At 65.6% G+C, this 23188-nt stretch carries 26 protein-coding genes and 1 tRNA gene; 4 read left to right on the forward strand and 23 right to left on the reverse strand.

The genetic code is table 11. The annotated features are described in order from the left end of the window. Nucleotides 1-36: 36 nt before the first annotated feature. The 4 genes from rimK to K7H93_RS02350 all read right to left on the reverse strand — a co-directional run bounded on the left by rimK (nucleotide 37) and on the right by K7H93_RS02350 (nucleotide 4132). Nucleotides 37-942: a 30S ribosomal protein S6--L-glutamate ligase gene (gene rimK / locus K7H93_RS02335; protein ID WP_010240063.1), complete on the reverse strand. Its 906-nt coding sequence runs from the start codon at nucleotides 940-942 to the stop codon at nucleotides 37-39. 25 nt (nucleotides 943-967) lie between these two features. Next, nucleotides 968-1411 (reverse strand): ATP-dependent zinc protease family protein, encoded by a 444-nt coding sequence (locus K7H93_RS02340; RefSeq protein WP_040379244.1) that lies wholly within the window; start codon nucleotides 1409-1411, stop codon nucleotides 968-970. A gap of 37 nt (nucleotides 1412-1448) precedes the next feature. Beyond that, complete coding sequence (locus K7H93_RS02345; protein WP_230782273.1) at nucleotides 1449-3299, reverse strand: M2 family metallopeptidase; 1851 nt, start codon at nucleotides 3297-3299, stop codon at nucleotides 1449-1451. A 74-nt stretch (nucleotides 3300-3373) separates the two neighbouring features. Beyond that, entirely contained in the window at nucleotides 3374-4132 is a 759-nt protein-coding gene (locus K7H93_RS02350; RefSeq protein ID WP_230782274.1) for an alpha/beta fold hydrolase, read from the reverse strand. Nucleotides 4133-4234: 102 nt separating this feature from the next. Here K7H93_RS02350 and K7H93_RS02355 point away from each other — a divergent pair, with 102 nt between their 5' ends. Genes K7H93_RS02355 through K7H93_RS02365 form a run of 3 tightly spaced genes read left to right on the forward strand, consistent with a single transcriptional unit; the run spans nucleotide 4235 to nucleotide 7305 of the window. Further along, a complete protein-coding gene (locus K7H93_RS02355) occupies nucleotides 4235-4681 on the forward strand; it encodes a MarR family winged helix-turn-helix transcriptional regulator (RefSeq protein WP_230782276.1) in 447 nt (148 codons plus the stop codon). Continuing rightward, a complete protein-coding gene (locus tag K7H93_RS02360; RefSeq protein WP_230782277.1) occupies nucleotides 4674-5744 on the forward strand; it encodes an HlyD family secretion protein in 1071 nt (356 codons plus the stop codon). The genes K7H93_RS02355 and K7H93_RS02360 overlap by 8 nt, the downstream gene beginning before the upstream one ends. A gap of 4 nt (nucleotides 5745-5748) precedes the next feature. After that, entirely contained in the window at nucleotides 5749-7305 is a 1557-nt protein-coding gene (locus K7H93_RS02365) for a DHA2 family efflux MFS transporter permease subunit (protein WP_230782278.1), read from the forward strand. Between the two features lie 10 nt (nucleotides 7306-7315). Here the strand turns inward: K7H93_RS02365 and K7H93_RS02370 are convergent, their stop codons facing one another. The 19 genes from K7H93_RS02370 to K7H93_RS02460 all read right to left on the reverse strand — a co-directional run bounded on the left by K7H93_RS02370 (nucleotide 7316) and on the right by K7H93_RS02460 (nucleotide 21678). Further along, nucleotides 7316-7963, reverse strand: a complete 648-nt coding sequence (locus tag K7H93_RS02370) for a 2-hydroxychromene-2-carboxylate isomerase (protein WP_230782279.1) — start codon at nucleotides 7961-7963, stop codon at nucleotides 7316-7318. Between the two features lie 13 nt (nucleotides 7964-7976). Continuing rightward, nucleotides 7977-8576, reverse strand: a complete 600-nt coding sequence (locus K7H93_RS02375) for a hypothetical protein (protein WP_230782280.1) — start codon at nucleotides 8574-8576, stop codon at nucleotides 7977-7979. 64 nt (nucleotides 8577-8640) lie between these two features. Continuing rightward, nucleotides 8641-9060, reverse strand: coding sequence for a hypothetical protein (locus tag K7H93_RS02380; protein WP_230782281.1), 420 nt, complete (start codon nucleotides 9058-9060; stop codon nucleotides 8641-8643). Nucleotides 9061-9063: 3 nt separating this feature from the next. After that, nucleotides 9064-10089, reverse strand: coding sequence for an aspartate-semialdehyde dehydrogenase (locus K7H93_RS02385; RefSeq protein ID WP_230782282.1), 1026 nt, complete (start codon nucleotides 10087-10089; stop codon nucleotides 9064-9066). A gap of 68 nt (nucleotides 10090-10157) precedes the next feature. Continuing rightward, nucleotides 10158-11345 (reverse strand): APC family permease, encoded by a 1188-nt coding sequence (locus K7H93_RS02390; protein ID WP_230782284.1) that lies wholly within the window; start codon nucleotides 11343-11345, stop codon nucleotides 10158-10160. Continuing rightward, the gene (locus K7H93_RS02395; protein WP_230782286.1) at nucleotides 11342-13582 is read right to left on the reverse strand and encodes a DPP IV N-terminal domain-containing protein; all 2241 of its coding nucleotides are present in this window, start codon (nucleotides 13580-13582) and stop codon (nucleotides 11342-11344) included. Before K7H93_RS02395 ends, K7H93_RS02390 begins: the two co-directional genes overlap by 4 nt. 210 nt (nucleotides 13583-13792) lie before the next feature. Further along, complete coding sequence (gene rplS, locus K7H93_RS02400; protein ID WP_010240097.1) at nucleotides 13793-14179, reverse strand: 50S ribosomal protein L19; 387 nt, start codon at nucleotides 14177-14179, stop codon at nucleotides 13793-13795. Then, the gene (trmD, locus tag K7H93_RS02405; protein WP_230782288.1) at nucleotides 14176-15015 is read right to left on the reverse strand and encodes a tRNA (guanosine(37)-N1)-methyltransferase TrmD; all 840 of its coding nucleotides are present in this window, start codon (nucleotides 15013-15015) and stop codon (nucleotides 14176-14178) included. Before trmD ends, rplS begins: the two co-directional genes overlap by 4 nt. A gap of 4 nt (nucleotides 15016-15019) precedes the next feature. Next, on the reverse strand, nucleotides 15020-15439 hold the full coding sequence (locus K7H93_RS02410; protein WP_230782289.1) for a hypothetical protein: 420 nt from the start codon (nucleotides 15437-15439) through the stop codon (nucleotides 15020-15022). Further along, entirely contained in the window at nucleotides 15436-15756 is a 321-nt protein-coding gene (locus K7H93_RS02415) for a hypothetical protein (RefSeq protein WP_226660711.1), read from the reverse strand. Before K7H93_RS02415 ends, K7H93_RS02410 begins: the two co-directional genes overlap by 4 nt. Nucleotides 15757-15811: 55 nt before the next feature. Beyond that, nucleotides 15812-16639, reverse strand: coding sequence for a TIGR04222 domain-containing membrane protein (locus K7H93_RS02420; protein WP_230782291.1), 828 nt, complete (start codon nucleotides 16637-16639; stop codon nucleotides 15812-15814). A gap of 13 nt (nucleotides 16640-16652) precedes the next feature. Continuing rightward, nucleotides 16653-17204, reverse strand: a complete 552-nt coding sequence (locus K7H93_RS02425) for a glycine-rich domain-containing protein (protein ID WP_230782293.1) — start codon at nucleotides 17202-17204, stop codon at nucleotides 16653-16655. A gap of 38 nt (nucleotides 17205-17242) precedes the next feature. After that, nucleotides 17243-17974, reverse strand: coding sequence for a DUF5818 domain-containing protein (locus K7H93_RS02430; RefSeq protein WP_230782294.1), 732 nt, complete (start codon nucleotides 17972-17974; stop codon nucleotides 17243-17245). Between the two features lie 130 nt (nucleotides 17975-18104). Further along, the gene (locus K7H93_RS02435) at nucleotides 18105-18437 is read right to left on the reverse strand and encodes a hypothetical protein (RefSeq protein WP_230782295.1); all 333 of its coding nucleotides are present in this window, start codon (nucleotides 18435-18437) and stop codon (nucleotides 18105-18107) included. Between the two features lie 6 nt (nucleotides 18438-18443). After that, nucleotides 18444-19013, reverse strand: a complete 570-nt coding sequence (gene rimM / locus K7H93_RS02440; protein ID WP_230782296.1) for a ribosome maturation factor RimM — start codon at nucleotides 19011-19013, stop codon at nucleotides 18444-18446. A 55-nt stretch (nucleotides 19014-19068) separates the two neighbouring features. Beyond that, nucleotides 19069-19524, reverse strand: a complete 456-nt coding sequence (rpsP, locus tag K7H93_RS02445; RefSeq protein ID WP_010236692.1) for a 30S ribosomal protein S16 — start codon at nucleotides 19522-19524, stop codon at nucleotides 19069-19071. 38 nt (nucleotides 19525-19562) lie between these two features. Then, entirely contained in the window at nucleotides 19563-21053 is a 1491-nt protein-coding gene (gene ffh / locus K7H93_RS02450; RefSeq protein ID WP_230782297.1) for a signal recognition particle protein, read from the reverse strand. 139 nt (nucleotides 21054-21192) lie between these two features. Then, nucleotides 21193-21268, reverse strand: a tRNA-Ala gene (locus K7H93_RS02455). A 77-nt stretch (nucleotides 21269-21345) separates the two neighbouring features. Beyond that, nucleotides 21346-21678, reverse strand: a complete 333-nt coding sequence (locus K7H93_RS02460) for a TIGR02300 family protein (RefSeq protein WP_010236688.1) — start codon at nucleotides 21676-21678, stop codon at nucleotides 21346-21348. Nucleotides 21679-21824: 146 nt separating this feature from the next. Between K7H93_RS02460 and aroA the strand changes: the two genes are divergently transcribed. Then, nucleotides 21825-23165: a 3-phosphoshikimate 1-carboxyvinyltransferase gene (gene aroA, locus K7H93_RS02465; protein WP_230782298.1), complete on the forward strand. Its 1341-nt coding sequence runs from the start codon at nucleotides 21825-21827 to the stop codon at nucleotides 23163-23165. The last annotated feature ends 23 nt before the right edge of the window (nucleotides 23166-23188 follow it).

Here is a 23188-nt window from a genome sequence, read left to right on the forward strand (position 1 = left end):
TTGCCCCCTCTTGTTCACGATCCCGAACGCGGCGGGTTAGCCCGCGCCCTTGGTCTTGGTTGCGCCGATCTTGGCGCTCTTCTCGATGAATTCGATGATCTGCCCGGCAATGTCCTTGCCCGACGCTGCCTCGATTCCTTCGAGGCCGGGCGAGGAATTGACCTCCATGATCACCGGTCCGTGGTTGGACCGCAGCATGTCGACACCGCACACGTTCAGCCCCATGCGCTTGGCCGCGCGCACAGCCGTACTGCGCTCCTCGGGCGTGATCTTGATCAGCTGGGCGCTGCCGCCGCGATGCAGGTTGGAACGGAAATCGTCGGGTGCGCCGGTGCGTTTCATCGCGGCGACCACCTTGCCGCCGATCACCAGCGCGCGGATATCGGTGCCGCCCGCTTCCTTGATGAATTCCTGCACCAGAATGTTGACGTTCGCCCCCCGGAACGCCTCGATCACGGACTTCGCCGACGACATCGAATCCGCCAGCACCACGCCGATGCCCTGCGTGCCCTCCAGCAGCTTGATGACCACCGGCGGGCCCTTGACCGCGCGGATGATCTCCTCCGCCTTCTTGGGGTCATTGGCATAGGCAGTCAGCGGCAGGCCGAGACCATGCTTGGCGAGAATCTGCAGGGACCGTAGCTTGTCGCGACTGCGCCCGATCGCGACGCTTTCGTTCAGCGGCCAGCAGCCGCGCATTTCGAACTGGCGCAGAATCGCGAGGCCGTAATTGGTGATCGAGGCCCCGATGCGCGGAATGACCGCGTCGTACCCGATGCACGGCTCCCCATCATAATAGACTTCGGGCTTGTGGCTCGCGATGTGGACCGTGCAGCGCAGCGTGTTGAGCCAGTCGATCTGGTGGCCACGCGCCTCCGCCGCTTCGATCAGGCGCTTGTGCGAATAGAGATTGGGATTTCGGGCGAGCAGCGCGATTTTCATGGCCTGATCCTCATGGGCCGGAATGTCATGGTTTGTGACCTTTCACTGGCTCCCGTCCGGGGGTCTGGAGCCAGGAATTGCCCGAATCGACGAGAAAGCGTCGACGCAGTGCGCTCCTCCCTATCAGCATAGGGAACTTCATGTCGCTACGATCCGCGAGGCTGATCTCCGCACGGAAGGTGATATCACCAATCGTGAGCGGGGTCTTGATCACATAGCGCAGCTGGGTCTCGCCGTTGGAGCTGGTGATCCCGCGCACATCGACGTGCACCGCCTCGCACACCTGCTGCACCTTGGTGCCGGGGAAGAGCACCTCGAAGCGGACGAATTTCTCGCCATCGCGCCGAAACTCTTCGAGCACGCTGCCGTGGAGCGAGGAGGTGCGTGCGCCGCTGTCGATCTTGGCGGGCACGCGCTTGAGGCCGAGTTCGGGCAGCCCGACCAGTTCGCGCCAGCCGACGGTGATCATGCGATCACCGCCAGCCACGCGATTGCCGCCGGTGCGATCACCATCCGCTGGGCTTGCCCGCGTTCTGCTTGTCGAGCCATTCCTTGAGCGGGGCGAAATATTCCATCATCGCCTTGCCGCTCATCTCGCGGCTGCCGGTAAACGCTTCCAGCGCGTCGGGCCACGGCTTGCTGGCACCCATTTCGAGCATGGCGTTCAGCTTCTCGCCCACTTCCTTGTTGCCGTAGAAGGAACAGCGATGCAGCGGCCCTTCCCAGCCCGCCTGATCGCACGCCGCCTTGTAGAACTGGAACTGCAGAATGCGTGCGAGGAAGTAGCGGGTGTAGGGCGTGTTGCCCGGGATGTGATATTTCGCGCCCGGATCGAAGGCGTCGTCGGGCCGCTCGACCGGCGGGGTGATGCCCTGATATTCGCGCTTCAGATCGTGCCACGCAGTGTTGTAGGTGGCCGGGGTGATCGATCCGTCGAACACGCCCCAGCGCCACTTGTCGACCAGCAGGCCGAAGGGCAGGAACGCGACCTTGTCCATCGCCTGACGCAGCAGCAGGCCGATATCCTTGTCCGCGCTGGGCACGTCATTGCGATCGAGCAAGCCGATCTGGACCAGATATTCGGGCGTGATCGACAGCGCGATGAAATCGCCGATCGCCTCGTGGAAGCCATCGTTCGCGCCGTTGAGGTAGAGGTAGGGCTGGTCGTTATAGGCGCGCTGGTAGTAGTTGTGGCCCAGCTCGTGGTGGATGGTGACGAAGTCGTCCGCATTCACCTTGATGCACATCTTGATGCGGATGTCGTCCTTGTTGTCCACGTCCCAGGCGGAGGCATGACACACGACTTCGCGATCTTCCGGCTTGGTGAACATGCTGCGTTCCCAGAACGTCTCGGGCAGCGGCTTGAAGCCGAGCGAGGAATAAAAGCCCTCCCCGATCTTCACCATGTCCATCGGGTCCTTGCCCTGCGCCGTCAGCAGGTCGCCGATGTCATAGCCCAGATCGCCCGAGCCTGCGGGTGCGACCAGCGGGTAGATATTGCCCCATTCCTGAGCCCACATATTGCCCAGCAGATCGGCGCGGATCGGGCCGGTCGCGGGCTGGATATCGTCGCCGTATTTCTCGTTCAGCTTGGTCCGCACGTAGGTGTGCAGCGACTGGTAGAGCGGCGCGACCTCCTGCCACATACGCTCCAGCTGGTCGGAAAACTCCTCCGGCGGCATGTCGTAGCCCGAACGCCACATCGTGCCGACATTGTCGAAGCCCAGTTCCTTCGCGCCTTCATTGGCGATCTCGACCATACGGGCATAGTCGTCCTTCATCGGTGCGCCGACATTGGTGTGCCAGCTGGCCCACATCTCCGCGAGTTCGGCGGGCGTGCGTTCGAGATTGCCCATCTCCGCTTCGATGTCCGAACCGCTGATCTCTTCGCCGTTCAGCGTGCCCTTGCCCTTGCCGTACTGGCTGTTGAGGCTGGTCGCGATCTCGTTCAGCTCGGTCGCCGCGCCATCGGCGGTCGGCGCGGGCAGGACGATGCCGTTGCGCAGGATGTCGAGCTTGCGGGCGACTTCGGGATCGAGCCCGTCGATCTCGGCGTATTTTGCCGCCTCGAGCGCGTAGTTGACCGACTTCTCGGTCCCCTCTGCCCCGACCTTGGCGGCCAGCGCATCGGTATCATGCGTGATGTAGGTCGCGTTGACCCAGTAGATCTGGCTGGCGTGCACCGAATAGTCGAACAGGTCCTTCTCGACCATCGCGACCCAGCTTGCGGCTCCTTCGGGCGTCATCGGATACTGCCCGGCCGCCTGCTCGGTCTGGGCGCCATGATCGTCGGCCAGCGCGGGCGTGGCGAGAGACGCGGCGGCGAGCGCGGCGAGCGAAACGGGAAGCAATTTCATGGGCGGCATCCTGTCGTAGCGTTTGAGATTGGCCGCGAAACTACCGTCACGCGGGGTAATAGCAAGCGGGGCCGTCAGCGTTTTGCCGGGCCCAGCCACTGTGCCATCGCGCGGCCCAGATCGGGCTTCGTGACGCTGCTCATGTGGGTGCCCGGCACCTCGGCATAGGTTGCGTCCGGCAGCATCCCGGCCAGCTCTTGAGCAGAACCGTTGTCGCTGTCCTCATCGCCGCAGACCACCAGCGCGGGGCAGGCGATGTTGGCCAGCTCTGCCAGATCGAGGTTTTCCATGCTCCCGAGCAACAGCCGGGCGGCGGTTCGATCGACCTTCTGCGACTTGAGGAACTGCATCGAGAAATAGGCCGGATCGCCCTTGGGGATCGCATCGAATTCGTCGATCACGCGGATGAAGAAGGCCGCGCGCTTGTCCCATTCGCGCAGGCCGTCGACGCCCATTCCGCCCAGGATCAGCCGCCGCGGGGCAAGCCTGCCGGTGGCAACGCCGTGGATCGCCGTCCGCGCGCCGAGCGAGAAGCCGGCAAGGTCGTAGTCGGTCAGCCCGAGATGCTCGACCAGCGCGACGACATCCTTGACCAGCACGCCCGCCGGATAATTCTCCGCCTCATGCGGCGCCTCGCTCTGCCCATGCACCCGGAAATCGAGCATCAGGACTTCGTAGCCCTGATCGACAATCCGCAGCGCGTGACCGAAGCGGATCCAGTTCATGTCCGCATTGGAGAACAGGCCATGCAACAGCACCGCCGGCCTGCCCTCGCCCATCCGGTGGAGAGCCAGCGTGGTGCCGTCGAAGGATTGGAAATTTTCTGTGCTCATTGGGGGCAAATGCTCCGGTAGATTGACCTCTCGCCTATCAAATGGCGACCTCCTCCGGCAACGGTGTTGCACGTAATAAGTACGCTTATTATATGCGCGCGCATGGACAAGAACCTGGGCTGGCTGATGGTCGACAATGCGCGCCTCTTGCGCCGTGCGTTCGACGAGCGGGTGCGCGCCATCGGCATTACCGGGCCGCAGGCGCGTCTGCTGCTCGCGCTCGAAAGGTCGCCGGGAGAGAACCAGGCCTTTCATGCCGAACTGCTGGAGGTCGAACCGATCACGCTATGCCGGATGGTCGACCGGATGGAGGAATCGGGCCTCGTCGAACGGCGCAACGACCCGCGCGACCGCCGCGCAAGACTGCTCTTCCTGACGCCGCGCGCCGCGGGCGAGGCCGCGCGCATTCGCGATGCGCTCTCCGGGCTGCTCGACCAAATGGTCGACGGGCTCGACGAGGGCGAGCAAGCAGCGTTTTCACGAATACTTCACCGGGTTTCCGCTAACCTCTCCACCACTCCCGAAATGCAAGAGCCCGCCCATGGCTGAAGCCGATCCCGTCATCGCAAGCGACACTCCCGCAACCGAGGAAGCGCCCGCAAACGCGCCCAAGAAGCGCCGCTGGCGGCGCATCGCGCTGATGGCGGTGGTGCCCCTGCTGCTGCTGATCGGCGGGTTCGTCTACTGGTCCAGCCTGCAAGGCAAGGTCGCGACCGACAATGCCTACGTCCAGCAGGACCGGGTCTCGATCTCGGCCGAGGTCGGCGGGCAGATCGTCGAGGTGCTGGTCGCCGACGGGGATCGGGTGAAGCCGGGCCAATTGCTGTTCCGGATCGACCAGCGCCCCTACAAAGTGCAGATTGCCGAGGCCAATGCCGCTATCGCGCAGGCGCAGGCCAGCCGTACTGCGCTGACCAGCGATCCCGACCTCACCGGTGCGTCGATCTCCGCCGCGCGCGAAGATATCGCCTTCGCCGAAGCCAATTTCGCGCGCAAGGATGCGCTGTACAAGAAGGGCTTCCTGACCAAGACCGAGCACGACGCGGCCCAGCACCAGGTCAATCAGGCGCGCGAAGAGCTGCGTCTGGCGCAGGCTCGCAAGGCCTCGGCGCAGGCCAAACTGGCGGACGGCCCTGCCGTCCCGGGGCAGAACCCCGCGATCGCGGCGGGCGAGGCCAAGAAGGCGGGAGCCGAACTCAACCTTAGCCGCATGGAAGTGCGCGCGCCCACGGCGGGCACCGTGACGCAGGCCGACCGGCTGCAGATCGGCCAGCAGATCGTGCAGGGCCTGCCCGTCCTCACGCTGGTCGAGGATGGCAGTTCCTATGTGGAGGCCAATTTCAAGGAAACCGATCTCGACGACATGCGGGTGGGCCAGCGCGCGGAAATCCGTGTGGATGCCTATCCCGGACTGGTGCTCAAGGGCGAGGTAGAGACTATCGGCGCGGGCACGGGTTCGGAATTCTCCGTCCTCCCGGCGCAGAACGCGACCGGCAACTGGGTCAAGGTGACGCAGCGCGTGCCGGTCAAGATCCGCATTACCAGCAAGAGCCCGCGACGGCTGATCGCCGGACTTTCTACCGATGTGACCGTCTTCACCGACGACCGCTGAAGCAATGGCAAGCGCCGCCCGCCCTGCCTCACCCGCTGCCGGAGCCGCCGCGCCTCCGGCCGCCGACGAGCCTCTGCTCCAGGTCCGCAACCAGCCTCTGCTGCTGGTCGGGATCATGGCCGCGTCGCTGATCCAGGTGCTCGACACGACGATCGCCAACGTCGCGATCCCGCACATGCAAAGCGCGCTCGGCGCCAATGCGGAAAGCGTCACCTGGGTGCTGACCAGCTATATCATCGCCAGCGCGGTCGCGATGCCGGCCACCGGCTGGCTGGGCGACCGGGTCGGCGCGCGGCGGCTGTTCATCTTCTCGGTCGCGGGTTTCATCATCGCCTCGATGATGTGCGGGATGGCGCAGAACCTTGGCGAAATGGTGCTGTTCCGCGCCATGCAGGGGGTGACCGGAGCGTTCATCCCGCCGCTCAGCCAGAGCTTCATGCTCGACAGCTCCCGGCCCAGCCGCCACCCGCAGGTGATGGCGATCTGGGGTCTGGGGATCATGATCGGGCCGATCCTGGGGCCGATCCTTGGCGGCTGGCTGACCGAAAGCGCCAACTGGCGCTGGGTGTTCTACGTCAACCTGCCCGTCGGCATACTCGCGCTGGCGCTCCTGATCACTCAGCTGCCCCACCGCGAGGGCAAGCGGCGCAAATTCGACCTGTTCGGGTTCGTGATGCTGGCGATCGCGCTCTCCTCGCTGCAATTGCTGCTCGACCGCGGGTCGCAGCTCGACTGGTTCCAGTCTTACGAGATCTGGTTCTACACCTTCCTGATGGGGAGCGCAGCGTGGATCGCGATCGTCCATTTCACGACCGCGCGCGAACCGCTGTTCGACAAGGCCATTTTCGCCGACCGCAACTTCGTGATCGCACTGCTGTTCATGGTGGTGATCGGGATGGTGCTGTTCGCCAACATGGCGCTGTTGCCGCCGATGCTGCAGCGCCTGTTCGGCTATGGCGTGATCGACACCGGCATGGTGCTGATGCCGCGCGGGGTCGGCGTGATGCTGAGCATGCAGCTGTCCGGCGTGCTGATCCGGCGGGGGCTCGACGCGCGGATCGTGGTCGCCACGGGCTTTGCCATCGCGGCCTATTCACAGTGGATGATGGCGGGCTGGTCGCTCGCGGCGGACGAGTGGCATTTCATCGTCACCGGGCTGATCCAGGGGCTGGGCCTGGGGCTGGTGTTCATCCCGCTCAACGTGACCGCGTTCTCGACCCTGCCGGGCCACCTGCGCACCGACGGGTCGAGCCTGCTCAACCTGCTGCGCTCGATCGGCGCGTCGGTCGGCATCTCGATCACCACCGTGCTGCTCGCAAGGAACATCCAGACCGCGCATTCGGACCTCGGCAGCCATGTGACTTCGGCGACCATCGACGCGATCGACCTTTCGACAGTCGACCGCTACCAGCCGCTGGGCCAGACGGTGCTTTCGATGGTCGATATGGAGGTCAACCGGCAGGCGGCGATGATCGCCTATATCGACGATTTCTACCTGATGATGTGGCTCGCGCTGGCGGCGATCCCGATGGTCTTCCTGATGCGCAAGGGCCGCACGTAGCGGGTGCTGGCTAGGCGCGCGGAGACAGTCCTTTCTGCTCCATCCGCCAGCGGACCATCTCGATCCGGTCCTGCCCGAAGAAGGGTTCACCCTCGAAAACCAGCGTCGGCACACCCCAGTGGCCCGCGTCCTCCAGCGCCTGCTGGTTGGCGGCAATCTCCGCATCGAGCGCGTTGGCCTGCGCCGCGACCTCTGCATCCAGAGCCTCGGGGTCGAGCCCGGCACGCTGCGCCGCATTGGCGAGGTGATCACCCGCGTGCCAGTTTTCCGCCCCGCCCCAGATCAGCTGCGCAGCCTCATGCGCAAACGCCACGCCCTTCCCGCGCCGCGCCGCCGCCTGCCCCAGCCGGGTGACGTAGCGGATAAAAGGCTGGTCCTGCGCAATCCGGCGCGTCGCCATATCCTGCACGATCGGGTCGGGGCGCGGCGGGCCGAAGGGAATGCCGTGGAACTGGGCCACACGCATCATGTCGCGCACGGTATAGGCAAGCCAGTTGGGATGATTGCGCTCGAAGAAATCGGGTTCGCGAATCGCGAGCGGCCAGACGGGCCGCAGCGCAATCTCCACCGCGTGGCTCTCCATCAGCGCGCGATAGCGGCCGATCGCGAGATAGCTGTAGGGCGAGCGGAAGCTGAAATAGAGATCGGCAGTCAGCACGGCCCCGCTCCGATCAGCGGAAATTGCAGGCCACCCCGCCCCACAGCACCGCGACCTGATTGTCCTCGATCAGGCCCGAGACGAGCATCTCGTTGCCACCGACGGTGAATTCCTCGCCCAGCGTGCTGTCTTCAAACGCGGCATAGGTCGAGAGCTTGCGCAGGTCAGCCGCCGACATGCCCAGTGCCACGCCATCGGGCCCGGTGAAGCTCGCGCGCTCGCTCGGGCCGTTGACCATCCAGCCGACGAAGCGGTCGTCCTGAAAATTGGCGACGAACTGGTCGAAAGTCGCGAAGGTCATCGGGCCTGCGCCGCATTCCTCGTTGCTGCCGAATTGCGGGCCGCCGAAGACTGCGGTCAACGCTTCGACCACCTCGTCCTCATCCTCGCCGAAGTTGAGGACCACCCCATTGCCGCCTGCTTCCGGTGGAGCGATCACCAGCCCGTCCGGCAGCAGGTCGATCGACCTTTCACCGGGCGCATTGGGCGTTTGCGCATCGATCTGCTCCTGCGTCACCGGTTCGCTGGGCTGCGGCTCCTGCGTGCCGTCGTTGCACGCCGCGAGCGAGAGCGCCGCCATCCCGGCCAAGGCCAATCCGAACCGATGTGTCATGTCACGCTCCCAAGCGAGGTTGTTCCGGCGCGAGAGTGTCAGAGCCGCCCGCGTGCCACAAGCACTAGTCGTCGCCATCCTCGCGCGGGCGCTGGTCGATGATCACTCCCGCGGGTTCATCGCGCGGCGAGTCCCGCCTTGCCGGGCCCGCATCGTGCCATGATCCGTCGATCGTCTCGCCCTGCCCGCCGAACATGCCGAACTGGCCGCGAACCCGCTCCAGCCGTCTGGTCAGGAAGCGGCGGAACAGCAGCGGCACCGCCAGCGAGACGACCGCGATCGGCACCGCGATCCACCACAGCCAGTCGAGCCAGTCGACGCTTTGCGTCAGCAGGAAGATGACCGCGAAAACGACAGCCCAGCGGATCCCCCAACGCACGACCAGACGCTTCAGGACGGCGGATGTCTCACGCTCGATCTGCTCGATCGAGCGGTCCATCTCGCCCGCCATGCGGCGCTGCTGGTCGGGATCGGGGCCGAGCATCGCTCAGCCCTTCTTGAGGTGGCGGCGACCCAGCAGCTCGGCGATCTGCACGGCGTTGAGCGCCGCACCCTTGCGCAGGTTGTCGGAGACGCACCACAGGTTGAGGCCGTGCTCCACCGTCGGGTCCTCGCGCACGCGGCTGATATAGGTCGCGCCGTCGCCCACGCTTTCCACCGGGGTGATGTAGCCTTCGTCCTCGCGCTTATCGACCAGCATGATGCCGGGTGCCTCGCGCAGAATGTCCTGCGCCTGTTCGGCGGTGATCTCACGCTCGAACTCGATGGTCACCGCCTCGGAGTGGCCGACGAACACGGGCACCCGCACGCAGGTGGCGGTCAGCTTGATCTTGGGGTCGAGGATCTTCTTGGTCTCGACCACCATCTTCCACTCTTCCTTGGTCGATCCATCGTCGAGGAAGACGTCGATATGCGGGATCACGTTGAACGCGATCTGCTTGGTGAACTTGGCTGGCTCCACCGGGTCGCCGACGAAGATCGCGCGGCTCTGCTGGAACAGCTCGTCCATGCCTTCCTTGCCCGCGCCCGAAACCGACTGGTAGGTGGACACGACGACCCGCTTGATCCCCGCCGCATCGTGCAGGGGCTTGAGCGCCACGACCAGCTGCGCGGTCGAGCAGTTGGGGTTCGCGATGATGTTCTTCGCGGTGTAGCCGTCGATCGCGTCGGGGTTCACCTCGGGCACGATCAGCGGCACGTCCGGGTCCATCCGGTAGTGCGAGGAATTGTCGATCACCACGCAGCCTGCAGCGGCAGCCTTGGGCGCATATTCCTTGGCAATCGCGCCACCGGCGGAAAACAGCGCGATGTCCCACCCGGTGAAGTCGAAATGTTCGAGGTTCTTGCACTTGAGCATCTTGCCGGTGTCGCCGAATTCGATCTCGGTGCCCTGCGAACGCGAGCTGGCCAGCGCCACGATCTCGTCGATCGGGAACTCGCGCTCCGCCAACACCTGCATCATTTCGCGCCCGACATTACCCGTCGCGCCGACAACGGCGACCTTGTAACCCATCAATCACTCCTGTGCGTGCTGCACTGCCACATGGGGCCAAGCGCCGCGCGCCGCAAGCATTAGCGGGGTCAAATCACTCCGAGCATGTGCAGCACCAGCACCGCCAGCGCGCCGAATGCGAGCACCGTACCGGGCAGCGTGATCCAGCGACGGCCGACATTCTCCTTCACCGCAAGCGCGTTGAGCGTGCCGAAGACGAGGAGGAAGACCACGCTCGCCCCGCTCACCAGCCCGTCGAGCCCGCCCATCACCGCCAGCGCGAGCGCACCTGCCGCGAGCAGCAGCACCGCCCAGTAAGGCGATCCTTCCGCATTCTCCCGCCCCAGCACGCCCGGCAAGGCGCCGTCGCGCGCCACTTCGCGCGCCAGCCGGGCCGAGCTGAACAGCGTCGCGTTGATCGCACTGGCGGTGGAGAGCGCAGCCGCGATGGTCACCGCGATCAGGCCCGGGGTGCCAAGCGCGGCCTGCCCGGCGCGCGACAGCGCAACCTCGCCATCCGCAATCACCGCCTGCGTGCCGGTGAGCATCGGCACCGCCAGCGCGACGAGGACGTAGATCAGCGCCGCGCTGCCGATCGCCAGCGGCATGATCCGGCGCATCACCCGTTTGCGGTCCTTCATCTCGTCATAGTCGTAGGCGACCAGTTCGAAGCCTTCATAGGCCATGAACACCGACGCCGCGCCGATCACGATGCCGATCAGGCCCGGTTGCTGAGGGATGGAAAGCTTCTCCACCTCGAACTGCGAAAGGCCGAACGCGGCCAGCGCGGCGAGGATTGCGAGCTTGATCGCGACGATGGCGATCTCCACCCCCGCCGCCTGCCCCGCCCCGCGCAGGTTGATCGCGGTCATCGCCAGGATCACCGCGGAGGCCATCGCAGGAGGGAGCCAGCCAGGCCCCCCGATCGCCTGCCCCAGATAGGCCCCGAAGGTGTAGGCATAGACCGCGCAGGTCAGCACGTATCCCGCCAGCAGCACCCATGCGGACCAGCGGGCGAGCCGGGTGAACTTGAGGTCGCGCAGGAAGGTGTAGATGCCCCCCGCCTCGTCCTTCGCCACCGTCAGCGCGGCAAGGCTGTGTCCGGTGGCATAGGCGACCAGCCCGCCGAGCACGAAGCTGAGCGCGGCCCAGTGCCCCGCGCTGGAGATGACCACGCCGAGCGTCGAGAAGATCCCGCCGCCGACCATCCCGCCGACCGCGATCGCCCAGACCGCTGCAAGACCGAGCTGGCCCCCGGTCGACTGCTTTTCGCTCATTCCGGCGGTGTTACCCCGTGGCTATCCAGGAAATCGAAGATCGTGTGCCACAGGTGCACGCTGATCTTCGGACCGCTGACCCGGTGGGTGTAGCCCGGATAGAGCATCATCTCGAACGGCACCGCCGCTTCCTGCAAGGTCGAGATCAGCTCGGTCGAATTCTCGAACACCACGTTGTCGTCCGACATCCCGTGGATCAGCAGCAGCGGGTCGGTCATCTCCGTCGCTTTGGGAATCGCGCTCGCCGCTTCGTAGGCTTCGGGCACTGTGTTCGGATCGCCCATGAAGCGTTCGGTATAATGGGTGTCGTACAGCTCCCACCGGGTGACCGGAGCGCCGGACACGCCCGCGGCGTAGAGGCCGGGATCGGCCTGCAGCTGCTTGAGCGTCATGTACCCGCCATAGGACCAGCCGTAGATCGCCAGCTTGTCAGGATCGACGAAGTCGAGCGACTTGAGAAACTCCGCGCCCGCCTTCTGGTCGCGCACCTCGACCCCGCCCATAGCGTGGTAGATCGGCTGCTCGAACGCGACGCCCCGGTTGGCCGAGCCACGATTGTCGAGCACGAAGTAGACATAACCCTTGTCGACGATCGCCTGCGCCAGCGCGCCCTTCCACCCGCGATCCACCATCTGCGGGCCGGGGCCGCCATAGTGCATGATGAAGACGGGGTACTTCTTGCCCGGCTCCATCTTGGGCTTGAGCATCATGTAATGCAGCGGCGTGCCATCCTCCGCAGGCAGCGTGCCGAATTCCGGCCACACATGGCTGGCGAGATAGGGCGCATAGGGGTGATCTGCGTCGAGCGCGTTTTCCTCCACCCACGCCAGGCGTTGCCCGTCGGTATCGGCGAGGTAGCTTTGCGGCGGCTGGCTGGGGGAAGACCGGCTGATGAGCAGCGTCTGGCCCTGCTGGTCCATGCTCGCGCTGTTGGTGAAGCCGGGGTCGGTCAGCAATGCGCCATCCGCCTGCCCGTCGAGCGAGGCACGATAGATCTGCTGCGTCAGCACATTGGTCGTCGCCTGGTAGAAGAACACGCCGGTCTCTTCGTTGAGTCCGACCAGCGAGGTCACGGGTTCGTCCCCACTGGTCAGCTGCTGCCAGTCCTTACCGTCGAAGCGGTAGAACTGCCCGTAACCGTCGCGTTCGGACCACCACAGCAGACTCCCGTCGTCGAGGAAGCGGTAATTGTCCGACAGGTTGATCCAGTAGTCGGGCCGCGCCGCTTCTTCGGTAAACCAGACCTCGCTTGCCCCGGTTGCGGGATCGACCCTGAGCATGTCGAGCCGGGTCTGCTCGCGGTTCTGGCGCTGGACATAGAGCGCGCTGCCATCGGGTGCCCAGTCGACCCGGGCGAGGTAGATGTCGGGGTTGTCCCCCAGATCGACCTTCACCCGGTTCGCGCCGTCCGGGTCCATCACGAACAGCTCGACGATCGCGTTGTCGCTGCCCGCCACGGGGTAGCGCTGGTCGAACACCTTGGTCCCGGTCGCGCCGATCGCCGCGCGGGTGACCACGCCCACCGGGCTCTCGTCGGTCCGTTGTACCGCGATCCGGCTATCGTCGGGGTTCCACCAGAAGCCGGTCATCCGGCCCATTTCTTCCTGCGCGACGAATTCCGCCTCGCCCCAGCGGATCAGCTCGCCTTCCTTCGGCGTGATCGGCTGCGCGTCGCCACCGACCGGGCCGACCCACAGCTGCCGGTCGCGCACGAAGGAGACGAATTCGCCTTCGGGGCTGAGCTTGGGATTGAGCTCGCTTTCCTCGGTATCGGTCAGCCGGGTGACCGTTCCGTCCAGCTTCGCGAGGTAGAGATCGCCGTCCAGCGGCACCAGCACGCCCGACCCATCCGCATTCCACTGATAGGCGATGATGCCCTTGAGATTGCCGACCCGCGCCCGCTCGCGCTGCATCTTCTCGTCTTCGGACAGCTCGCGCCCCGACCCCAGCGCTTCGCTGTCGACCAGCATGGTCCATTCGCCGCTCTGCCGGTCGTAACCCCACAGATCGTAGCGTTCGCGATCATCCGCGCGGTTGCGCAGCAGGGTGAGATAGCGACCATCGGGCGAAAGCTTCGCCTGGCGCGGGCTCGGCCCGTCGAGGCCGGGGCTGGCGAAGACGCGTTCGATGGTGAGGTCTGCGTTCTGGGTGGCCTGGCTGGTCATGGCGTCGCTCTCCTGCGCGGCAAGCGGTGTGGCAAGGGCGAGAATGGCTGCGGCGGCAAGCAGGTGGCGCATTGATGTAAGTCCTCTCCGTCGTCACCGCGCGCAACCCGCAGGGGCGCACGGCGATCCAGTGGCCAACCGCCCGACATGCAGGGCGATCCGCCGTGGATTGCTTCTTCGCTGACGCTCCTCGCAATGACGGGGGAGAATGACAAGCTTGCAACGAAAAAGGGCGGCCCTGCCGGACCGCCCTTTCCTGTTTCGCTTGGGAGAAAGCCGCGCTTACGCGTCCTTCTTCTCGCCCTTGGCGGGGCGCACATCGCGGCGTTCGGCGATGCGCGCGCTCTTGCCGGTGCGGCCGCGCAGATAGTACAGCTTCGCACGACGCACGACGCCGCGGCGAACCACGGTGATGGAGTCGACGATCGGCGAGTAGAGCGGGAACACACGCTCCACACCTTCGCCGAAGCTCATCTTGCGAACGGTGAAGTTGGAACCCATGCCGCGGTTCGAACGCGCGATGACCACGCCTTCGAAGTTCTGAATACGCTCACGCGTACCTTCGACGACCTTCACGCCGACGCGGACGGTATCGCCGGAGCGGAATTCCGGAATATCCTTGCCGAGATTTTCAATCGCTTCGGCTTCGAGCTGCTGAATCAGGTTCATTGGTCCTGGTCCTTCGTTTCTCGCTGCGCGCCAGAGGCAGACTGGACCGGAGCATCGGTGTGACGCTCCCACAAATCCGGCCTGCGTAACCGTGTCATTTCTTCGGAGCGTTGCTTTCGCCACGCCGCGATCTTCGCATGATCCCCCGATCGCAGCACTTCGGGGATCGTGCGCCCTTCCCATTCCTGAGGTCGGGTGTAGTGCGGGTATTCCAGAAGGCCGTCCTCGAACGACTCCTCCGTCCCGCTTGAAGCCGCGCCCATTACTCCCGGCAGCAGCCGAATGCAAGCGTCGAGTATGGCGATTGCGGCAGTCTCTCCGCCCGACAGGACGATGTCGGCAAGGCTGACTTCCTCGATAAAGGGGCGCGCCTCGAACAGCCGCTCGTCGAACCCCTCGAACCGGCCGCACAGGATGGTGACACCCGGCCCTTCCGCGATCTCGCGAATGCGCGCCTGCGTGATCGGTTTCCCGCGCGGCGTCATCGCGAGGACGGGGACTCTAGCTTCCCCTCCCTTGAGGGAGGGGATTGAGGGGTGGGTGTTCGACGCTTCGGGTGCAGCACGCCCCTCCCCAACCCCTCCCCGCACGGGGAGGGGCTTATCAGTCACACTATCCAGCGCCGCTGCCAGCACATCGCACTTGAGCACCATGCCCGCCCCGCCCCCGGCAGGCGTATCGTCCACCGTGCGATGCTTGTCGGTCGCGAAATCGCGGATCTGCACGGTGTCGAGCGACCACGCGCCCTCGCGCAACGCACGCCCGGCGAGCGACACGCCGAGCGGGCCTGGAAACATCTCCGGGTATAGGGTCAGGACGGTGGCGGTGAAGGTCATGCAATTACTCGAAAACATCCGGATCGGGCACCCGGGCGCCGCCGTCTCGGGGGCGCACCAGGCGGATGGTCAGATAGGCGGCAACCAGATCGACGCCGAGGGCACTGGCGTAAAGCATCCGGCCGCGCGTGTTCATACGCAAAAAGAGATCGATCGCCTCTGCCAGGGACGGCCTGCCGAACGTCGCGATGGCGGCGATCGGCAGGGCGACCAGAAGCACAAAAGCGGGCAGCGCACCCGCGATGGTAAGGCCCAAGGTCGAACGCCGGGACATTCTGCGCCTCAGAACGAAAGCGCAGGCCGCGCTTAGCAGCGCGCCGATCAGAAGGATCACGGCGAAGATGATAAGCAGGTGTGACGCCGGGAAAACCGAAGGCTCAGCGGTCGAAACAGTGACCGAGACAGATGCAGCGGTCGCGATCATTGAAAGGTGCTCACATCGAAGCGGGTCAGCTTGTCGAGACGGCGCGTCGCGAAGTGCGAAACCGGCCACCCGACGATCGCCGCGCCTGCCAGCAAAATCGAAGCTGCGGCAAACCCGACAACCATGAATTCACGGCCATCCGCTGCCATCACCAGGATCAGGGGAGCGCAGGCCAGCCCCGGCCCCAACAGTGCTGCCCACAGCGTCCGTACGCGCGTGCTCGCTGCAGGCCTGGCGAACAGAACAAGCAGAATTGCGCCGAGCGTCGCCATGACGAGCATGACGACGAAAAAGACGATCACCGCGATCACTTCCATCGAGATACCATTGCATTCGTGTTGCTGTTCGTTGCGCAGATGGACAAGCGCCCGCTCACCCCCCGCACCCGCCGCAGCCACCGCCGCCGCAGCCCGATCCGCCCCCGTCGCCGCCACCATCTGCGGTAGAGCCTGCATCCCCGCCGCCGCCGTGGCGCATCGCGTGCAGCGGGTCGAACGGTGTGCCCGCCAGCACGGCGGTGCCGAAGATCGCGACTCCGAGCCCCATCTGGTCGCGGGTCGGCGCGCGTTTCAGCCCGACATGCTCTTGCCGCGCCTCCTTGAGCGCGCGCTCGCCCTCACGCGTGCGGCGCAGCCCGGCGATCAGGCGCCAGCCGATCACCACCACGCCCAGCGCGATCAGGATCACCAAGATGCCGACCGGTTCCCCCTCCGCGCTCCCGGCCTGCAGGCGATAAAGCCCGAGCAGGACGATCGCGAGCATCGGCAGCGCGGCCACGATCCGCACCGGCAGCGCCTCGCCCGATCCGGTCAGCAGGCCCGCATCGACCAGCGCGTCGCGATCCGCCTGATAGGCCCCGTCGATCGCCCGCGCGAAGGTCCGCCACCCGAAACTGTCGCCGAGCGACATCAGCCGCGTTTCCGCGCCGCCGGTGGCGGCCTGCCGATCGCGCACGTGGAATTTCTTGCCCTCCAGCTCGAGCCGGCCCGAGGCGAGCAGGTCGGCCATCACCGCCTCGGCATAGCGCGTCTTGCCGCTCGCCAGCGCGGCGAACTGGCCAGCATTGCCCGGGCGGCCCGGTTCGCCTGCCGGGCGCAGAATCGCAGGCACGATCAGCGCGAGCAGCCAGCCGAGCACGATCAGCCCGGCATAGAGCATGATGAACTGTGCCGCCCCGTATTGCGCCAGATCGATATTCATTGCCCCCCACTCCTCACAGCAGCACCCCCAGTGCCAGCGCGGTCAGCGCTAGCCCGATCGCCGCGGCGAAACCATAGGCTTTGCCGCGCGGCACGATGAAGGCGTCCGCCGGGTTCACCCGCACCGCCTTGGGATCGACGAGGAAGCGGCGACGCGCATCGGGCCAGATATCGTCGGGCGCAGGCGCGCCGAAATGCGCTTCATAGCTGGCGAGCGTGTGCGCATACTGACCGTAGTAGTGCGTCCGTTCCACCGCCCCGCCCGCAGTCGGCCCATGGTGCAGCGGCATGCGCAGGACCTCGGGGCAGAAGCGGTCCCAGTAATCGCGGCTGAAGGTCAGGTGCAGGTGCCACGCCTGATCGACCGCGTCCGACGGCGTGACCTCGTGACCAGCCTCGCAGGCGAGCCAGCAGAACCGCTTGTATTCCGTGAGGACGCGCGCGGCATGGTCCGCGCTCCAGCGGTTCTCCCGGGCGAGGCGCTGGGCGAAGGTAAACGCAGCATCCGCCGGGCCGATCTCGTAACCGGCCAGCCGCTGCCACAGGTCGGTTTCGAACGCGCTCATCCGTACACTATCGGGGCACAGGCGCGCTCAGACCAGCGTCAATCCGTGCATTTGACGAAGACCACGCCATCGCCATCGATGCGGTGCCCGGCAAGCGTTACCACCTCGCCATCAGCGGCAGGCATCACCGCAAGACCATCGGGCCCGCGCGTTTCGATCGGCAGCGTGGGCAGCGGTTCGTCCAATTGCAGCGCAGGTGTCGGGCCGACATCGACCACGCCGGTTTCGGGGTAGCCGTTCACCCGCGTTTCGATGATGCTCATCCCGCGCGAATTGGCGCTGACAGCGAAATCCGGCTTGGCGCAATTGGCGTTCAGCCCCTTCGCCACCCAATTGCCCCGGACATAATCGCCCGTCACCGCAAGCCCGCCCGCTCGGGACGGGGCGCGATCGCGCGCCGGCGGGCTCCTAGCCTCGATCCGCTGCGGGATCAGCGTGCCCGTCCCCTGTTGGCAGAAGCTGGCATCGGCGACCTCGCGGGTGATCTCGACATAGTCACCCGGCCGGAAATCCGCCTCGCCCGCGTTGAACGCCCACGTCTCGCCATCAGGCGTCTTCAGCGTCAGGCATTCGACGCCTTTGCCAATCCTGCCCTCGACCGTCACCAGGTCCGGCTGCCCGGAGGGGCGAATGCCCGCTGCCGGGTTACTGGAGTTGTCACCGGGCGCAGCGATCATCTCGTCGCCCGGCGCATCGGCGCTTTCGCCATTCTCGTCCGAAGGCCCGGCGCAGGCTAGCAGGAGCAGCGGCGCGCAGAGCAGGCTCGTCATATTCCTGAATGTCGTCATGTCCGATCAGTGCGCAATGCGGGGGTCGAGTTCCGAAAATCTCCGGCGATCCCGGCGCCACTTACCGATAAGCTGCGCTGCAACACGCCGTCGCAGCAACCAGCCTTCCCGGTCAGTCGAACACCTTTTCGGAAACCGGCTCTCGGCCAGCAGCGCGCTTCCTGGAGAAGAAATAGGCGACCGGAAAACAGACCACTACGGCAATGAACAGCGCACCGATGACGAGCGCCGCCAGCGGCGCGACCACCTCGGATCGGAAACCGGTTTCGCTCACGAGCGTGATGATCGGCAGCGACATAGGCACGAAGGCGGCGATCAACGCCGTCCACACGGACCGCACCTTCCACGAGGTCGAAGCGGCGATAATATCGAGCAGAAACGCGATGCCGACGGTCAGCGCGACCACAAACCCGAGAGACGCGACCAAGCCGACAATAGCGAACATGCGTCCTTAATCCGCGAATTCGGCGGCGATCACAAGGCGCTTGTCATCCCATTCGGGCACGGCGGTCGGGATCATCGGGACCATGAAGGTCTTCGGGCCCTTTTCGGGCACGGGATCCTGCGCGATCTCGACAATGTCGGTCGCGCCGTAATTGGCGACGTCGATCACGCGGCCCACTGCGGCCCCATCGGTGGTCACCACCGGCAGGCCGATCAGGTCCGCATGATAGAACTCGCCTTCTTCGAGCGGGGGCAGCGCGTCGCGCGAGACGCTCAGCAAGGTGCCGCGCAGGGCTTCGGCGGCGGTTCGGTCGGGCACCTCGGCGAAGCGGGCGATCGCCCCGCCCTTGTTGTCGGAGCGGATCTTGGAGGCGGTCAGCTGCCCGTCGTTGAAGGTCTTGTGCGCCTTGAGCGCATCGACATCATCGCCGAACAGCTTGAGCCGGACCTCGCCCGCCACCCCGTGCGCGCCGGTGACGGCGGCGAGAACAATGTCGGGGCTGGTGACGGGTTTTGCACGCGAGTCCCCCTCCCGCTCGCGGGAGGGGTTAGGGGTGGGCCTGGCAGGGCGCGTCATCGCGTGACGCGCCCACCCCCGGCCCCTCCCGCTAGCGGGAGGGGAGCGAAGGTCATCAGCCTTCGGCCTTTTCTTCGCCGGCGTCTTCAGCAGGAGCTTCGGCGGCGGTTTCTTCAGCCTTGGCTTCTTCTTCAGCCGGAGCTTCCTGGGCGGCCTTCAGCGCTTCGGCGGCTTCGGCTTCCTTGGCGGCCTTTTCCTCGGCGCGTTCCTTGGCCTTTTCGCCCGGCTCGGCCTTGTTGGGGTTGTTGCGCGCAGCACGCTCACGAATGCCGGCGGCATCGAGGAAGCGGGCGACACGGTCGCTCGGCTGCGCGCCGACGCCGAGCCAGTACTTGGCGCGGTCTTCGTTCAGCTGCACGCGCTTCTCGTCGTCCTTGGCGAGCAGCGGGTTGTAGGTGCCGATCTGCTCGAGATAGCGGCCGTCACGCGGATAGCGCGAGTCCGCCGCCACGATGCGGTAATAGGGGCGCTTCTTGGCGCCGCCACGGGAAAGTCGGAGTGCAATAGCCATTTCGGTTCGTCCTTGGTCTTAATCTAAGTCGGTTTCGGTTATTTCTTCTTGGGCAGCAATTTCTGAAGATCGGGCGGCAGCTTGCTCATGTCGACATCGCCCATGCCCTGACCGTCCATGCCCGGAATCTGGGGCATACCCTTGCCCCCAATGCCGGGAAGGCCGCCCATTCCGCCGCCTCCGCCAAGCATTGCGGCAAGGCCCTTCATCCCGCCCATCTTCTTGATCTGCTTCATAGCGCGGGACATTTCCTGGTGCATTTTCAGTACCTTGTTCACGTCCTGCACCTGCGTGCCGCTGCCCGCCGCGACCCGCTTCTTGCGCTTGGCGTTGAGCAGCGCGGGGTTGGCGCGTTCCTTGGGCGTCATGGAGCCCATGATCGCATCCATGTGGACCAGCACCTTGTCGTCCATGCCGCTGGCCTGCATCGCCTGCTTGGCCTTCTTCATGCCGGGCATCATGCCCGCCAGCATGCCGAGGCCGCCCATGTTCTGCATCTGCTGCAGCTGCATGCGCAGGTCGTTGAGGTCGAACTGGCCCTTGGCCATCCGCTTGGCGAGAAGCTCGGCTTCCTCGACCTTGATCGATTCCGCCGCCTTCTCGACCAGCGAAACGACATCGCCCATGCCCAGGATGCGTTCGGCGACCCGGCGCGGGTGGAAGGCTTCGAGCGCGTCGAGCTTTTCGCCGACGCCCGCAAACTTGATCGGCTTGCCGGTGACCGCGCGCATCGAAAGCGCCGCACCGCCACGCGCATCGCCGTCCATCCGGGTCAGGATCACGCCGGTCAGCGGCACTTCGTCGGAGAAGCTCTGCGCAACGTTGACCGCGTCCTGGCCGGTCAGGCTGTCGACCACCAGCAACACTTCGGTCGGCGTAGCAACGCTCGCGACCGCTTTCATCTCGGCCATCAGCGCTTCGTCGACATGCAGGCGGCCTGCGGTGTCGAGCAGGACAACGTCGACATTGCGCAGCTTCGCCGATTCGAGCGCGCGGCGCGCGATGTCGACCGGCTGCTGGCCTTCGACGATCGGCAGTGTGTCGACCTGCGCCTGCTCGCCGAGTACCGCCAGCTGCTCCTGCGCAGCCGGGCGATTGACGTCGAGCGAGGCCATCATGGCCTTCTTGCCGTGCTTCTCGCGAATCAGCTTGCCGAGCTTGGCCGTGCTGGTCGTCTTACCCGAGCCTTGCAGGCCGACCATCATGATGACGACCGGCGGCTTGGCGTCGAGAGTCAGCGGAACGTGGCCGTCCTCGCTGTCCGACCCGCCCAGCATCGCGACCAGCTCGTCATTGACGATCTTGACGACCTGCTGGCCGGGGGTGACCGACTTGAGGACCGCTTCGCCAACGGCCTTTTGCGTGACCCTCTCGATGAAGTCGCGCGCGACGGACAGCGCCACGTCGGCTTCGAGCAGAGCGATTCGCACTTCGCGCATCGCATCGCGCACGTCCTGTTCGCGCAGGGCACCGCGCCCGCGCAGGCGGTCGAAGGTATTGCCAAGGCGATCCGACAGTGCGTCGAACATGCTAGCCGCTTACTCCATCTCCGGCACGATACCGGATTAAACGCGAAAAACGCCGGCGGACGAAACCTCGTCGGCCAGCGTCGGGGCGGTGCCCCTTCTGAAACTCACACAAGGGTAGCGAACTACCCTTTGAAACCGGTGGTGGAGCCTAGCGGGATCGAACCGCTGACCTCTACAATGCCATTGTAGCGCTCTCCCAGCTGAGCTAAGGCCCCGTGCCGGTTGTGGGAGGCGCCGTTTAGAAAGCACGGCGCCCCTTTGCAAGCGGAATATCCGCCCGCGATACGAAAAATCAGGTGTCGTCGTTATCGTCGTCGTCACCCTTGGACTTCGCGACGCCCAGATCGTCGTCGCCGCCCAGATCGACCTCGTTATCCGGCGAATCGTCGTCGTCATCGACGTCGATATCCTCCAGATCGTCATCGGCCAGATCGCTGTCGGCCTCCTCGTCCTTCTTCTTCTTCTCTTCCTCGAAGGGAATCGGCTGCTTCGACTTGAGCACCGGCTCGGGCGTCCAGGTGTTCTCGCACTCGATGCAGGTCACCGGGTCTTCATTGCCCAGATCGTAGAAACGCGTGCCGCACTTGGGGCAGGTGCGCTTGGTGCCCCATTCGGGTTTGACCATGAGAGATGTCCTTGTTGCGGGCGCTGCCATCTTCGCGCGCGCCGATGTGAATTTCCGTGAGGGCTGACTTGGGGCCGCCACCGCCCCGAATCAAGAATGGCGCGCGCCTTGCCATGCACCAATGCCGGTGTCAAAGCCGCCCGCGCATGAATGACACCGCCGCCTCCCATCGCTTCCGCCCTGCCGGCCCCTTGCGCGGGAGCATCACAGTGCCCGGCGACAAGTCGATCAGCCACCGCTCGCTGATCTTGGGCGCGATGGCGGTGGGCGAAACGCGCGTTTCCGGACTGCTCGAAGGCGAGGACGTGCTGGCGACCGCCGCCGCGATGCGGGCGATGAGCGCGGAGGTCTACCGCGACGACGATGCGACCTGGCACGTCCACGGCGTCGGCGTCGGTGGTTTGCTGCAACCCGAGGCGGCGATAGACTGCGGCAACAGCGGCACCTCGGCCCGCCTGCTGATGGGGCTGGTCGCGAGCCACGGGATCGCCGTGACCTTCACCGGCGATGCGAGCCTGTCGAAACGCCCGATGGGCCGCGTGATCGATCCGCTGAGCCAGATGGGTGCGCGCTTCACCCCCAGCCCCGGCGGCACCATGCCGCTGATGCTGGAAGGCGCGCATCCTGCCGTGCCGATCGCCTATCGCCTGCCCGTCGCGAGCGCGCAGGTGAAGAGCGCGGTGCTGCTCGCCGGGCTCAACACGCCGGGCGTCACCTCGGTGATCGAGCCGGTGCCGACCCGCGACCACTCCGAACGCATGCTGCGCGGCTTCGGCGCCGAGCTGGAGATTGGCGAGGACAACGGCGCGCGCGTGATTCGCCTGACCGGGCAGGTCGACCTGCGCCCCCAGACGCTCACCGTGCCGGGCGATCCTTCGTCTGCCGCATTCTTCATGGTCGCCGCCACGCTGGTCGAGGGCAGCGACCTGACGATCCGCAATGTCGGCATGAACCCGACCCGTGCCGGGCTGATCGGCGTGCTGCGCCAGATGGGCGCGAATATTGAGGAAATCGACGCGCGTGAGGTCGGCGGAGAGCCGGTCGCGGATCTGCGCGTGCGCCATGCGCCTCTGACCGGCATAGAGGTCGATCCAGCCCTCGCGCCGAGCATGATCGACGAATTCCCCGTGCTGTTCGTCGCCGCCGCGCTGGCCGAGGGGACCACGGTGACGCGGGGGTTAGACGAATTGCGGGTCAAGGAAAGCGACCGTCTCGCCACCATGGCCGCCGCGCTGGAGACGATCGGCGCGCGGGTGGAAGAGCGTGAGGACGGGCTGACGATCCACGGCACCGGCGGCGAGCCGCTGCGCGGTAGCGCGAATGCGCGGGTAAAGACGCATCTCGACCACCGCATCGCGATGAGCATGGCCGTCGCGGGCCTCGTCACCCGCGACGGGGTGGAAGTGGACGACACCAGCCCCATTGCAACCAGCTTCCCCGGCTTTGAAAGCCTGCTCGAACAGACTACTCCGTCGCAAACCCTGTGATCGTATCCAGAAAAGGGATCCGC

It is taken from the genome of Citromicrobium bathyomarinum (assembly GCF_021021475.1).
In the GTDB taxonomy this organism is placed as follows: domain Bacteria; phylum Pseudomonadota; class Alphaproteobacteria; order Sphingomonadales; family Sphingomonadaceae; genus Alteriqipengyuania; species Alteriqipengyuania bathyomarina.